Origin of the sequence: Clostridium sp. MF28 (assembly GCF_002969175.1) — a bacterium.
GTDB classification, from domain to species: Bacteria; Bacillota; Clostridia; order Clostridiales; family Clostridiaceae; genus Clostridium; species Clostridium beijerinckii.
On record NZ_CP014331.1, the window covers coordinates 2,112,339 to 2,127,747 of the forward strand.

Below are 15,409 nucleotides of genomic sequence, written 5' to 3' on the forward strand. Positions count from 1 at the left end.
AAATCAAATAAATATCATAACCATTTTTTTATTATGATTTCTGTTCCCTTCCCTAATATTGAAGTCACATAAAATTCATCCATCAGCCTTTTACTTCCTGACATCCCAAGCCCCATACTCCGGCCTTTAGAATACCCCCCCTGCATTGCAAATTCTATATCTTCAATTCCAGGTCCATTGTCTCTAAAAGAAATTTTCAGTCCATGTTTTCTTCCTTCTGAAATTTCTTCAAATAAAACATTCCCTTTTTGTGCATATAGAAATATATTTCTTGCGAGTTCACTAACAGCAGTAATAATTCTTGTTTGATCTACAATTCCGAATTCTAGAAGTTTGGATACTTCTCTTGCCTTTTGCCTGGCAATAACTATATCATTTTCATACTCAATAGAAATTTCACTACATATCATCATTTCTCACTTTCATCAATTCATCTTTAAAGACTTCCTGAATTGCATTTGATTTTATTATATTCTCTAACATCTCTATTCCAGTTTCAACATTCATTGAAGTAGTAATTCCATCTATATTAAATCCCATCTCTACAAGTGTTATAGCTACGTTAGGCTTCATGCCTACAAGGACTGTTTCTGCACCTAATAATCTAATCATGGCTGACATATCAGCTATGATTTTGCCTAGATATGAATCTACCATATCTAAAACTGAAATATCTATTAATACACCCTTCACTGTATTTTCGTAAACCTTATTAAGTATATCAGTCTGCAGTTCGATAGCTGATTTATCTGTTAAATCACTATCAAGTGACACAATTAAAAAGTTTTTTATTTTTATAATTGGAATTTTTCCCATGACTACTCTCCATTTAAATATTATTTATTGCTTTAACAACTTTGTAACTACACATTTCCATCGCTAGTTTTATTCCATCTTCCATAATTGCCCTTGTTATAATTCCTGACAAATCAACACCTAAATGTACTACAGTTTGAGCTATCACAGGACTAATTCCTGTAATTATTATTTCTGCGCCAATAAGCTTTGTGGCTGCCGCCGTTTTTATTAGATGATTTGCAACTAACGTATCCACAGTTCCTACACCTGTAATATCAACAATAGCTACTTTTGAAGATGTATTAACTATAGTTTCTAGTAATTTCTCCATTACTAGCTGTGTCCTCTTACTATCTAGTGTTCCTATAAGCGGTACTGCTAATATTCCATCCCATATTTTTATTACAGGTGTAGATAATTCCATCATATCTTCTTGTTGCACTTTAATAATTTCTTCTCTTTCATGTACAAAATAATTGAATGAGTGCAGACCAATTTTATCCAATATATCCGATATCCTAAGAATTTCTTTGTTTAATAAGTCTTGAGAATCCTTATAACAGTCTTGAAGAAATTCGAATACAATACTCTTTAAAGAATAAATAAAATTAGTTGCTACAGTTGGAGTCTGTCCTCTTGTAGCCATTTTTTTAGAAAATTCTTCAACTATTAGGCTCACTTCCATAAGTTCACCGTTCTCCCAATCTATCTCACTATTTAGCTGCAGCATTGTCAGAAAAGTATTAAAAATCTTTCTTCCCATTTCTTCTATTTCTTTTTCTCTAAAAATTCCATTGCCTATGAGTTTATGTGAATTTAATTCATGCAGCCATTTTCCTAAAATTTTTTCTCTACTTTCTATGATTTTAGAATTCTGATCCATATTATTCATAACATTTCCTTCCTTTCAGGTTTCTTCAATTCATTATTTAATCATCTCAAATAAAGCTGATTGTTTAATTAATTTCTTTATGTATTATTTTTATACTTCTAGTCCAATGTTCACTTCTATTCTCCCAATAGAAGAATCAATTTCTATAGCAATTGTTTCTACAGTACTAATAATAAAATACATATCTTTTCCAAAAACAGTTGATGGCGGAGTTATATCTGTTAAATATCCATTATCTGAAAGCATTGTTGCCGCATTGCCTGTAATCATATTAGTAAGCTCACCTATTGCACTTCTACCTATTTCATCTATATTTTCAACATTCATTCCCATCATCATTGTAGAAATGATTTTTTTAGCACTTTCTTCTGACATAGAATATGCTATATTTCCCCTTATGTCGCCAACGATACCTATCATAGATGTTATTTCCAAGTTAACAAACATCTTCTCCTTTTTGCTTAGACCAGACATTTTTATATCAGTAATCCCTAACTGTTCTAAGACACTTTTCACTGCGTCTAGAAATGGATTTATGCATTTAACATTCATTAAAATCCACCTCCTTCAACAGCTATATTTATTTTTATTTCTCCATATTCAGTTATATAGGTTTTTGATATAGATTCAATTTTAGGTATAGATATCACCACATCTTTGCCTATAAATACTATTGGCGGCGAAAGTCTTAAGCTCGTTTTAAAAGTGTTATTAATTGCTGTTACAGCCGATCCTGATATTATGTTATTTAATTCTCCAATTGATGCAAGAACCATATCATCTCGTGGATTCTTAAACTCTTCTCCGATTATGTTTTTAGTTATTTGCAAAGCTAAACTACTTTCCATATCTAAAAGTAATCTTCCCTTACACGTTCCTGCAAAAGAAATGATAGACGTAATTCCAAAAGAAGTTATATCACTATTCTCTTTATATGCTTCACCATTCGCTATTAATTTTATATCTGCCATCTGCATAAATGTTGCACCAATATTATCCGTAAATGCTTTTATGAAACTTGTATTCATAGATATCTCCTTACAATAAATATTATTTCTATTTCTCTGATTGCTTAGTCTTCGGCTATCTTTCTTACCACATTAAGAAGTTCTTCTTGATTAAAAGGCTTTCTAATAAAATAATTTATCCCTATTTCCTTTGCAGTCTTAATTATCTCTTCATCACCCATGGCACTAAGCATGATAATCTTAGCCTTAGGATTTATTTTCATAATTTCTTTAGATGCTTCTAATCCATCCATAACTGGCATTGTAATATCCATTGTTACGATATCAGGTGATAATTCTTTATATCTTTCTAATCCATCCTTACCGTTTTTCCCACAACCGCAGACTGTAAAATCATCATTTTCTAAGGCTCTTTTCATTAATGCATGTACCATTGGCGAATCATCCACCACTAAAATTTTATATTTATTGTTCATATGTAAATCCCCCTAAAAGTTATCTCTTTGCCATTTTTATTATATCTCCAGAATTTAATATCAGAACCACTTTCCCATCGCCAAGCAAAGTGGATCCAGATATTCCAGGTATTTCTCCAAGCGAATCACTTAATGCTTTAATTACAAATTCTTGTTCATTCAATAGCTTGTCCACTACTAATCCTAACTTTTCAACTCCATTAGTAATTGTGACTATATTTAATTCTTCTGCTTTTGATATATTATTTTCCAACCTGTCTATTAATAAAAATTTACTTAACCATTCTATGCCTATTATTTCTCCTCTTAGATGAGCAAAATGTTTATTGTTAAATTCATAAACATTATTTTTAGGAATTTTCACAGTTTCAATTATATTATCTATTGGTATAATATAATTTTCTTCCATACTTTTGACTAACAAACCTCTTGATACGGCTAAAGTAAGAGGAAGTTGAATTGTCATTTTTGTGCCTTTATTAACCTCACTATCAATATCAACAATCCCATTTATTTTGTTTATGTTACTTTTAACTATATCCATGCCTACACCTCGGCCTGACACTTCGGTTATCTTCTTAGCTGTACTAAAACCAGGTAGAAAGATTAAATTTAATATCTGTTTCTTATCTATATTATTTAATACACTAGGCTCTATAAAACCTTTATCTATAACCTTTTTTCTTATTTCTTCACTATCAATACCTTTTCCGTCATCCTGAACCTCAATATATACATTCTTGTTCTTATTGTAAGCACGTAAATATATTGTACCTATTTCATTTTTACCTTCTTTAATTCTAGTCTTAGGTTCCTCAATTCCATGATCTACAGCATTTCTTATTATATGTACCAATGGATCACTAATTCTCTCTATTATAGTTTTATCTATTTCAGTACTTTCTCCTTCAATGACTAAATTGACTTTTTTATTAGTAATTTGAGATACATCTCTTATAATTCTTGGCATTTTTTGAAATACTGTTTTTACTTCTACCATTCGCATAGACATCATAGAATTTTGGAGTTCGTCTGAAATTCTATTTACTGATGCACCAATTTCCTTTACTTCTTTTGCGAGGTCCGGGATATCATACTCTAAGCTCAATCTCTTAGCAACATGCATAAAAGCATTCTTTGTTACCATGAGTTCTGCAATAGTATTCATCATCTTATCTAACTTTTCTTGATTTACTCGTATGCTCTGCAATTGAGTTTCTTTTTTTAATACTTCATCATTAACATCCAAATTACTTTCATTATTTATTTTTATATTTTTCTTTTCTGAACATTCTTTTACACTATATAATAAGTCATTTGATAAACTTTCAATTTCTTTATTAATTTTTTCACGAATTGCTTGGGCTGGTATAACCACTTCACTAATTCCACTAATCACACTTATGCAAGCTTTTAAATAATCTACAATTCCATAACTTAAGTCAATATTTTCCTTCTTAAAATTTAAATTTCTATCTCTAATAATTGATAATAACGTCTCAAAAGAGTGAGATACTAATGATATGCCTTTTGCAGAATCCAAGCAATGATTATCTTCTTTTAATACGCCTAGTAATACCCCTGTAACACCTTTTATACTATGGACACTCCTAAATAAGTCATTTATTGTAGATACGTCATTTCCATCTTTATCTAACTTAACTAAATAGTCGTTCTCTACTCTTTCTATATGTTCTAACGATTCAGTTATAAATTGCTCTTTAAATTCACCTAAAACTTTAGGATCAATTTCTAAAAAGAACTCATCTTGATTTTTATTATCTTTTGCTTCTTCTGAGATTTCCTTCTCTTCATTGCTTATGATATTTTGGACTTTGACAAGAATTTCTTCAACTTTATCTTCATCTTTTAACTCTATTTCAAACTTTCCATCTATTCCTTCAGAATTTATAATATTAACTTTATCTTGTATATCATATATAAAACTGCTTAACAAATCTAAGCCTTCCATAAAACAATCCACAAATTCAGTACTTATCTCAATCTTTTCTTTCCTTAAACTATCTAATACAGTCTCCATACTATGACTTAATTTTGTAATTCCTACAAGACCTAAGAATGATGAACCACCTTTTATACTATGAATAGCTCTAAAAACATCATTAATTAATTCACTTTTCTCTGCATTTGTTTCGAGCTTTAATATTTCCTTTTCGACTTGATTTGAAGACTCCACAGCTTCTTCTATAAATAAATTCAATATTTCTAAATCTGGACTTTCAAACGCATAGCTCATATCTACACACTCTCTTTTCTAAGTATTTCTTTAACTATGAGTATAAATTTATCAGGTTCTGTGGGTTTAATGAGAAATATATCTGCGCCAGCTTTCATTCCTTTTGATATTTCTTTTTGCTCATCCTGAGTAGATACTACTATTATAGGAGTTTTTATTCCTAGATTTCTTATTTCTTCTATTAATTCATAACCGTTCATCTTTGGCATATTTATATCAGTAATAATAATACTGAATTCATTCTTTAATATTTTTTCATAAGCCACTAAGCCATTTTCCGCCGTATCTGATTCAAAAGAAAAAACTTTCAAAATATAACTGTAAAAATTTCTAACCATTTCTGAATCATCAACAATCAATATCTTTTTCATACTTACAATTCCTTTCTAAAAGGTTTTGAATAAACTATGCTGCCTCCAATTCTTTGAGCTTTGAAAGCAGAACTTATTCTCCCTATAGACTCTGAATGACCAAGAAATATGAATCCTCCTGGATTTAAGCTATAGTAAAAACTATCTATTACCGTCTTTCTAGATTGGTCATTAAAGTAAATCAGAGCGTTTCTGCAAAAAATAACATCATAATTTATCATCCTTTTCATTTCATTAAAATCAAAAAAGTTCAATTTTTTAAATTCTAATGGCTTTCTAATCTTTAAATTCACCAAATATTTCTCATTTCTCTTTACGAAATATTTGCTAAGATACTCCGGTGGCACATCCTTTACTGACCGTTTATCATATACACCTATCTTGGCATAATTAAGAACTTCATCATTAATATCAGAAGCTGTTATCTTAATATCCCATTTTTCTGGTTCATCTAGCATCTCATATAATATTATAGACAATGTATATGGCTCATCCCCTCTAGAACACGCTGCACTCCATATATTTAAGGTATAGTCATTATTTTTTTCTTTTTCCTTTACTATAAGCGGTAAAACATCCTCAGCAAAATTCTGAAGTTGTGGGAAATCACGAAAGAAATAAGTTTCATTTACTGTTAAATCATTAATAAGTTTATAGAATTCGGTTTCATCAGCAGAAAATTTTATAAGATTATAATATTCTTTATAGTCTGAAAAACCTAATTCAATAATGCGACTTTCAAGTCTTTTTTCTACAAAATATTTCTTATTCAGTTCATAATACAATCCCGTTTTCCTATAAACTAATTCTGTAAACCTTTCATATAAACTCCCAGATAATATCACTTAACCACTTCCAATCTATAAAGGGCCTCTTGTGCACACTCTCTAACATCAGGATTTATATCCTTAATTAGCTTATTCAAATTCTCTATTGCTTGTTTATCACCATATGCCCCTAAACTTGTAATAGCTGCAACTTTTAAAAGAAGGTTAGTGTTATCTAAATTTCGGATTATTAATTTATAACAATCCTCAAATTTATACTTATAAAGACTGCATATAATTTCATATTTATTTTGTAATTCATTTTCACTTTCCAAAAGCCCCTTAAGAAAAAGGAATGCTTCATATTTATTTTCTTTACACATTTCTCTTATGACGCTTCTTCTTACTTCTGCTTCGCAATCTTGAGCCATGATATACATATATCTATAGAATTTTTCATCATTTTTAATTAATTTCATTATTTTAACTATTTCTTTTCTTACTTCTTTATCTTCATTATCTAAAGTTTCACCAATAATTTCTTCTGCTTTTTTACCATCTAAGTAAAACAAAATTTCTAATGCTTCTACTATGGCAAAATCTTTCGCTTCTCTAATTATTTCTATAATATTATTAGTATCTATAAATTTACTATTTTCCACAAACCTTTTTGCAATAATTTTCCTCAAATCAATATTAGGACCTCTAAATATTTTTATTAAAGGCTTCATATCATTTATATTTTCAAGCTTTATCCCCTGTATTGCAATCTCACTTAATTCATTTTCATTAGAGTTTATAAATTGATTTAAAATATCTTTATCATAATAACTTTCAATTTCTGCAATAATCCTTAGTGCTTCTACTTTTATCTTATTATCTGTTTCAGCATATAGAAAACCATTAACATATTCGTTTAACCCCAAAATTTGCCTTCTTCTAATAATTCGTAAAACAAATATGTTTATCTTAATATCATTATCTTTTATAATTTCTGAAATAATCTCTTTAGATATATATTTTTGATTTACTACTATTTCAAATAAATCTTCAAAATACTCTTCATCTTGGGAATTTATTATTAATTTATTTAAAAGCTCTATATTATCTATTGAAAATATAACTTCTAATTTTACTGCTGTCCTAACACTATCTAAATTTAAATTGCAATTTTTAAAACTAATTTTTTCTTTATAATAATTTTTGACCAGTTCTTTTACTTCTGCACTTAATGTATCTACTTCATTTCTAGCAATTATCCCATTGATACAGTAGTCTAAATTATCCTCATCTATTTGAAACCTAACTCTATATACTGTCATAACATTCTCCAAGTGAGAAATTAAACCAATGTCACCTAAAGCTTTAATATAAGAATTAATAATAATATTTTTCTCTAATATTGATAAACCAGTTTCATTAAATTTATCTTCAATATTCTCTGCAGCAGATATTTCCCCAATGGATGCAAATGTATTGATTAAAGCTACAATTATCCACGTATTATTAGATACTTTTAAAATGTCTAATAACTTAGGAGCAGCAGGAATATATTTATGATAATTTAGTATTTCTATAGCTACCTGAACTATATTGTCCTCCACATCATTCAAAGCGGCTACAGCGATCAAACTGCTTTTCTCAGTTCTAATTTCCTTTGCTATATCTAATATAAATTTCCTTATATTTTTATCCTCATGGTAAAACATTTTACTTATAGTATTAATACACACTTCACCCATATCTTGTAATATTTCTATAGCCATATTTCGGATGCGAGTATCATCTATTTCAAGCATTTTTCCTACTAAATTTGCAGTATATTCAGATTTAAACTGTCCAATCCTATTTGCAATCATTTCTTGAGTGTATTTATCTTTTTCATTTTGAAGTTTATTTATAAGATACTCAACATTACTTTCATCCATTTCTTGAAGTTCATAAAAATCTATCTCAATCAGCACCTTTCTAGAAGAATAGGATTGGGTTATTTTCTCATATTTACTGCCTTTATTATTTCCCTCGCTATATTATGTGAAGGAACTACTATATCAGCTCCACCTCTTTCTATAGCTTCTCTTGGCATGCCATATACAATTGCAGTAGATTCATCTTCAGCTATAGTTATTCCGCCTGCTTTTTTTATTTTAACCATTGCATCAGCTCCATCATCTCCCATTCCAGTCATTAGGACTCCTATGGTTCTTTTAGGGCCGAAACATTCAAGCACTGATTCCATTGTTATATTAACAGAAGGCATAAAAAGAGTTTGCGGCTGCTTAGTTAATCTTATTAAATTACCACCCTTTATACTGCTGCTTCTTACTAAAAGCTGATAACCTCCCGGTGCTAAAAAACCTCTTCCATCAGTAATAATGTCACCAGCTTCAGCTTCCTTAAAATTAATTTCAGTTGCTGAATCAATTCTTCTAGCAAATTGGTTTGTAAATGATGGAGGCATATGCTGAACCACTATTATAGATGCTTTTAAATTTCTCGGTATTTTTGGAAGTACCTCCATAAGTGTACTTGGCCCCCCAGTTGATATCCCAATTACTACAACTTTTGAAAGATTATCACTCATCACAGTATTTCTTTCATTAACATCAGATTTTTTGTAAAACCTCTGACTTCTTTCACCAATAGCAGTATAATTATTATTCATAATTCTTTTACGTCTATTTCTTTTTTGAATATATTTATAAGCTGCCTTCACTTTTTCTATTATTTCTTTTCCAACTATATACAAGTTTGAAGATACCGTTCCAGATGGTTTACTAACATAATCAAAAGCACCTAACTCAAGTGCCTCAAATGTCTTCAATGCGCCTTCTTGAGTAAGGGAACTTAAAATAAGAACCGCCACTTCAGAAAACTCTTCTAAAATATACTGCATAGAAGTTAATCCATCCATAACGGGCATATTTATATCCATTGTTACTACATCTGGATTTAATAATCTTACTTTTTCTATGGCATCTTCTCCATCTTTTGCTATTCCAACAACTTCCAAATTATCATCTGTAAGCAAAATTTCTTTTATTACTCTTCTCATTAAAGCAGAATCATCTACTATTAATACTCTTATTTTATGCACCATTATAATCACCTTTTTAGATATTAAATTAACTACTTAAATTAATTATTCTATAAAGTTCCATTTAGATTTTGAAATATCGGTCACCTAAATAGAACTATTTACAGTTTAATTATTATTATTAAAATTCAGTATCTGATCCAATTTTAGTATTATAACCATTCTATTTCCATTATCTATCTTTCCAACCCCATCAATATATTTATTGGTTTTTCCTTGACTTAATATATCTGGCGAACTTTCTATAAGGCTTTTTTCAAATCTTAATACTTCAGAAACTTCATCAACAATTATTCCTGTTTTTTTGTTATTTAGATCTACAATAATAATTCGCGTTGAATCTGTCACTTGTTTTTCATCCATTTCAAATAATTTTCTTAAATCTAATGCTGGTATTATATTTCCTCTTAGATTTACAATGCCATCAATAAAATATGGAGCTCTTGGAATTCTTGTTATTTCTGTCATTCTTGTTATTTCCTGAACAAAATTTATTTTTATAGCATATTCTTCTTTATCTATTTTAAAAGTTACTAATTGTTCTTCATCTAGCAATTGTTTTTCGATAGTTTTAAAATTTTCTTCTTTGCTTTCATCTATTCCTGAAATTTTTTCAAGTTTTTCTAGAGCGATTAACTTGGTTGGTTCTAAAATCATAACAAGTCTTTTTCCATCATCTAATTTAGCCACACCCTTAAGAGGCTCTTCTTCATTAGAAAAAATACTTGGCGGGGGCTGTATAACACTTTCTAGAACTCTTTTCACCTCAGAAACTTTGTCCACCATTATTCCACAAGTTATTTTCCCCATATCAACTATCAAAATTCTAGTATGATCATTTATTTTTGAAACCTCTAATTCAAAATATTTTCGTAAATTTATAATTGGTAACAGATTATTTCTTATTGATACTACACCTTCAATATAATCCTCAGTACCTGGAACCTTGGCTATTTCAATTACTCTTATTATTTCTTTTACTTGCATTATATTTATTGCATATTCCTCTTTATCCACCATAAAAGAAACTAACTGCTCTTCATTTATTTTTTCTCTTTCTATTAAATTATTAACCATTCCTAAATCTTCACTAAAATCTTTTAAATCAATCTCTTGGACTTCAGGAGCATTTAGAACCTTTAATAAATCTAAAAGCAATATAATGCGGTTACCACTATCAAGTTTTAATACCCCACTTAAATAGTCCATATTTTCTGTTCTCATTATACTTGGAGTAGCTTCAATTTCCGAAGAATTTATTCTCATTACTTCTGAAACTCTATCTACTATTACCCCCGTAGCCCTACCATTTATATCAATTACAAGTACTCTGCTATTCTCATCTTTGTCCTTTTTTTCCATGTTAAATCTTGTCCTGCCATCTATAATCGGAAGTACATTTCCTCTAAGATTGCATACACCCTCTACATAGAGTGGGACATTGGGTACTTTTGTAATTTCGGAGACTCTGACTATTTCTTTTACGTTCATTATGTCTGCTCCAAATTCATCACTTCCAAGATGGAAGGTTACCAACTGTCTTTCTGTTAAACTCAAATTGTTTTCTATAGAAGCCATTTGCTATCCCTCCATTCATTACATATTTTGTAATTCATCTGCAAGCCCTGCTATCTCCTCTATAGCCTCTGCAAGTTCCTGCATTCCTTTCGATTGCTCTGTTGCCACATTGCTCGCCTCTTCTGTAGCAGCAGAAGTTTCTTGAGCTGCAGATGAAATTTGCTCAACACCTTTTTTAGCTTGCTCAAGTGCTACCATGGTTTCTTCTGCGCCTTTAGATATTTCATTTGTTCCACTTAAAATAGTATTCATACTATCCTGTATTATAAGCAAATTATCAGTTATTACATTTGCTTTTTCTACCTCACTAAAAGACGTTCTACTAGATAATTCTATGTCTGTCGCAACTCTTGTAATTTGACTTTGAATTCCTCGCACTAAGTCTTTTATCTTATCAGTATTCTCAGCTGACTCATTTGCTAATGTTCTTATATCTCCTGCTACTACTGAGAAACCTCTTCCAAACTCACCCGCTCTTGCTGCTTCTATTGATCCATTAACTGCTAGCATATTAGTTTGAATTGTTACATTTACAATAGCATCTACAATTTTATCAATTTTCCTAGTAGTTTCCTCAAGACTTTTGATATTCTTTGCAGCTACAGTACTAGCTTCAGCTGAAGAACTAATTCCTTCTATCATTATGTCTATCCCTTGTTTATTTTCATCCACTAACTTCTGAAGTTCTGTTACTTTTTCTGCTGATTCAATTGATCTCGAATTCATTTGAGTTGCCCCAGCCGCTAATCTTTCGCTAATTGCTGCTGCTTTATCTGTCAAGTTTGCTTGTGCTTCTGCTCCTATTGCTACTTGTTCAATAGCTCTCATTATCTCAGTTGCAACCGAATTTGCTTCTTCTACATTCGAAGAAAGTTCCTCAGCAGTAGATGCTAGTATTTCAGATGACTTTTGTGTATCTGTTGATACTTTCAATTCTTCTGATAATTGTGAAAGTTCAGAAGCCGCTATATTCAATTCTTCAAATGCTCTATTTTGCTCTTCTATCGACCTTTCTACTTCTTCTGCTGCACTAGTTTGTTCTTCTGCCGCTGCCGCTATTTGTTCAGATATTTCCAAAAATTCTGATGCGCCTTTATTTGCATCTGCAGAATTTTCTTCTATTTCATTTATACTACTTTGTACTACAGTAACATCCTCTTCAACTTTTATTAAATCCTCTGTAATCTTTTTTGCCTTCTCAACTTCTTCATCTGCTGCTTTTCCTGAAGCCTCTATGTCAGTCACAACAACTTTAACATTTTTTTGTATCTCATTTACTAGATCTGTTATATTACGAGCAGATTTTTCTGATATCTCTGCCAAATTTCTTACTTCGTCAGCTACTACTGCAAAACCTCTTCCATGTTCCCCTGCTCTAGCTGCTTCAATTGCCGCATTAAGAGCAAGTAGATTTGTCTGGTCAGCTATTCGCACTACTGCTTGTACAATATTGCCTATTTCATCAGATTGTTTTTCAAGTTCATTTATTAATTTAACAGATTCAAGATTTGTTTTAGCTGCTTCCTTAATTCCTAATATAAGCTGTTCTGTATCTCTTGCAGTTGTTCTTATTAATGCTTGAGCTTCATTCATTCTATCTAATGATTCTTTTGCCCTCTCCATTGCTACAATAGAAGCCTTATCAATTTGATTCACCGCTGCTCTTGATTCTTCCGCTGCCGATGACGCTTGAACTGCTCCAGCTGCTATTTGAGCCATTGTAGCGCCAAGTTCCCTAGATGATGCACTTGCTTCTTCAATACCTGCCGCTAATTGTTCTGTTGCAGTTGATATTCTTTCAGCCATTTGTTGTTGTTTTGCCAAAGTTCTTGATCTCATTTTTTCTTGTGCTTGCTTTCTTGCAATCTCTCTTTTCTTCTCCATGGCATCAGCGCTATGTTCTAGTGAAGCTCTTTTTGTGCTACTTTTTGCAGTCATCGAGCCTGCTCTTTCACTTTTAGCTTCCTTATTAATCGTTGTAGTTGGTTTCGCAAGTTTCTTCTCCATAAAAATCTCCTCCTGAAATACATACAAAATATAAAAAAAATCCATATTTTTAATGCGACTTACTTATCTTATCTAAATCTATATGAATACAATTTACAACATTATGAAAAATACATGTTAATAACACATAAACTTAGTAATTCAAGCCTCATTTAAATAATGGATTTTAGAATTTTACCAATATATTTAATTACAATTTAATTTTAACATTAAATCAAAGGTGCATCAATATTATAAATGATATTTTATTATAATTTACACCATTTTATGCTCTTTTTTTATACTTTTCAATTATTAAGCATTTAATTATATTTTATATAATATTCCCACTATATATTAAACCATAAAACTTATAACAATTATAAAAGCTAATGGTAAATTAGATAAATATGTCGAATTAACTAGTTTAATAAAAGCCATTTGATTATTTACTTAAATAAATATAATTTATTCAAATATTTAGTTTGCTAGAATTCTTAAACATAAGCTTTATATTTCAATATATATTACCAAAATAATTCTTCATTATAACTCTAAAAATATTGCAAAATTTTTTTAGAATTATTGTGAATTGTAAAATGTACATTCTAAATTGCAACATATATATACATAATGCTATCAACTAAGTTTCCTATATTTTTTATATTCATTTTATTCAAAATGAATATAAAAAATAGACTATCCAAAATAGAAAAACATTCTATCTTGCACAGCCTATTTTCATTTATACTTTATATATATTAGTTAAGTTTCTAAATTTTCAACATAACTTAGCACTTGTTGTGCTAGACTTTAAATATAAATCTATTATTAAAACACAGATATAACATTGTGTGCACTCATTCTTAAATATTAAATCACACAAAATAAGATTAAAGTATTTCCTCTAATGTCTTTCTTATAGCTTTAATAAAGTCAAATGTATTTAATGTTTGAATGTTATCATGCTCAGCAAGTAACGATAAGTCTTTAGTCATTATTCCATCTTCAATTGTTTTAATTGAGGCCTTTTCCAATTTGTCTGCAAAATTAACTAAATCAGCATTATTGTCTAGTTCTCCTCTTTTCTTTAATGCTCCAGACCATGCGAATATTGTTGCAATAGAATTTGTTGACGTTTCTTCACCTTGTAAGTGTTTGTAATAATGCCTTTGAACAGTTCCATGTGCTGCTTCATATTCATAGTTTCCTTCTGGTGAAACAAGTACAGATGTCATCATTGCAAGTGAACCAAATGCTGTAGCAACCATATCACTCATTACGTCTCCATCGTAGTTCTTACAAGCCCAGATAATTCCACCTTCTGATTTAACAACTCTAGCAACAACGTCATCAATTAACGTATAGAAATATTCAATGCCCGCCTCATCAAACTTAGCTTTATATTCTTCATCAAAAATATCTTGAAAAATATCCTTAAATGTATGATCATATTTCTTTGAAATTGTGTCTTTAGTTGCAAACCATAGATCTTGTTTAGTATCTAGTGCAAAATTAAAGCAAGCTCTTGCAAAACTTTCAATAGACTTATTAAGGTTATGCATACCAAGAACTACTCCATCACCTGCAAAGTTATGTACTAACTCTCTTTTTTCTTCGCCAGTCTCAGAGGTAAATACAAGTTCACATTTACCTTTACCTTCTATTTTCATTTCAACATCCCTATATACATCCCCATAAGCATGTCTTGCTATCGTAATAGGCTTTTTCCATGTTCTAACATATGGCTTAACTGGTTCTACTATAATTGGTGCCCTAAATACTGTTCCATCTAATATTGCTCTTATAGTTCCATTAGGACTTTTCCACATTTCTTTTAAATTATACTCTTTAACTCTTGCTGCATTTGGTGTAATAGTTGCACATTTTACCCCAACTTTATACTTTTTGATAGCTTCTGCAGCATCTACAGTAACTTGATCGTTAGTTTCATTTCTATACTCTAATCCAAGATCATAATATTCTGTATTTAATTCAATAAAAGGATTTAATAACTCCTCTTTTATTGCGCCCCAAATAATTCTTGTCATTTCATCTCCATCCATTTCAACTAACGGAGTTGACATTTTTATCTTTTCCATATTTATTGCCTCCTATATTGCTTATATTTACTTTAAAAATCTTTAGAAACTAACTTTCTTTTTTATTTTAGACATCTTAATTTCTATAAATAATTATACAATATTAACACCCTATTT

14 protein-coding genes are annotated in these 15,409 nt (G+C 30.1%); all 14 read right to left on the reverse strand.

Annotated features, from left to right (window positions below; all coding sequences use genetic code 11):
* Nucleotides 1-14: 14 nt before the first annotated feature.
* On the reverse strand, nt 15-413 hold the full coding sequence (locus AXY43_RS09405) for an anti-sigma regulatory factor (protein ID WP_077309044.1): 399 nt from the start codon (nt 411-413) through the stop codon (nt 15-17).
* A complete protein-coding gene (locus tag AXY43_RS09410) occupies nt 400-816 on the reverse strand; it encodes an STAS domain-containing protein (RefSeq protein WP_065418806.1) in 417 nt (138 codons plus the stop codon). Before AXY43_RS09410 ends, AXY43_RS09405 begins: the two co-directional genes overlap by 14 nt.
* Before the next feature lie 13 nt (nt 817-829).
* On the reverse strand, nt 830-1,690 hold the full coding sequence (locus AXY43_RS09415) for an STAS domain-containing protein (protein ID WP_105411451.1): 861 nt from the start codon (nt 1,688-1,690) through the stop codon (nt 830-832).
* 90 nt (nt 1,691-1,780) lie between these two features.
* Nucleotides 1,781-2,242, reverse strand: coding sequence for a chemotaxis protein CheX (locus AXY43_RS09420; RefSeq protein WP_105411452.1), 462 nt, complete (start codon nt 2,240-2,242; stop codon nt 1,781-1,783).
* A complete protein-coding gene (locus tag AXY43_RS09425; RefSeq protein ID WP_105411453.1) occupies nt 2,242-2,718 on the reverse strand; it encodes a chemotaxis protein CheX in 477 nt (158 codons plus the stop codon). The genes AXY43_RS09420 and AXY43_RS09425 overlap by 1 nt, the downstream gene beginning before the upstream one ends.
* Before the next feature lie 44 nt (nt 2,719-2,762).
* Complete coding sequence (locus AXY43_RS09430; RefSeq protein ID WP_023973187.1) at nt 2,763-3,134, reverse strand: response regulator; 372 nt, start codon at nt 3,132-3,134, stop codon at nt 2,763-2,765.
* A gap of 19 nt (nt 3,135-3,153) precedes the next feature.
* Entirely contained in the window at nt 3,154-5,391 is a 2,238-nt protein-coding gene (locus tag AXY43_RS09435; RefSeq protein ID WP_105411454.1) for a chemotaxis protein CheA, read from the reverse strand.
* Between the two features lie 2 nt (nt 5,392-5,393).
* A complete protein-coding gene (locus AXY43_RS09440) occupies nt 5,394-5,762 on the reverse strand; it encodes a response regulator transcription factor (protein WP_023973189.1) in 369 nt (122 codons plus the stop codon).
* A gap of 2 nt (nt 5,763-5,764) precedes the next feature.
* Nucleotides 5,765-6,607 carry a CheR family methyltransferase gene (locus tag AXY43_RS09445; protein ID WP_087701104.1) on the reverse strand — a complete coding sequence of 281 codons (843 nt, stop codon included), beginning with the start codon at nt 6,605-6,607 and terminating at the stop codon, nt 5,765-5,767.
* Nucleotides 6,604-8,457, reverse strand: coding sequence for a HEAT repeat domain-containing protein (locus AXY43_RS09450; RefSeq protein WP_146145454.1), 1,854 nt, complete (start codon nt 8,455-8,457; stop codon nt 6,604-6,606). The genes AXY43_RS09445 and AXY43_RS09450 overlap by 4 nt, the downstream gene beginning before the upstream one ends.
* Before the next feature lie 59 nt (nt 8,458-8,516).
* Complete coding sequence (locus AXY43_RS09455) at nt 8,517-9,629, reverse strand: protein-glutamate methylesterase/protein-glutamine glutaminase (protein WP_105411456.1); 1,113 nt, start codon at nt 9,627-9,629, stop codon at nt 8,517-8,519.
* Between the two features lie 105 nt (nt 9,630-9,734).
* On the reverse strand, nt 9,735-11,204 hold the full coding sequence (locus AXY43_RS09460) for a chemotaxis protein CheW (RefSeq protein WP_105411457.1): 1,470 nt from the start codon (nt 11,202-11,204) through the stop codon (nt 9,735-9,737).
* Nucleotides 11,205-11,222: 18 nt separating this feature from the next.
* Nucleotides 11,223-13,211, reverse strand: coding sequence for a methyl-accepting chemotaxis protein (locus AXY43_RS09465; RefSeq protein WP_023973194.1), 1,989 nt, complete (start codon nt 13,209-13,211; stop codon nt 11,223-11,225).
* 872 nt (nt 13,212-14,083) lie between these two features.
* Nucleotides 14,084-15,292, reverse strand: coding sequence for an NADP-dependent isocitrate dehydrogenase (locus tag AXY43_RS09470; protein ID WP_023973195.1), 1,209 nt, complete (start codon nt 15,290-15,292; stop codon nt 14,084-14,086).
* Nucleotides 15,293-15,409 lie beyond the last annotated feature (117 nt).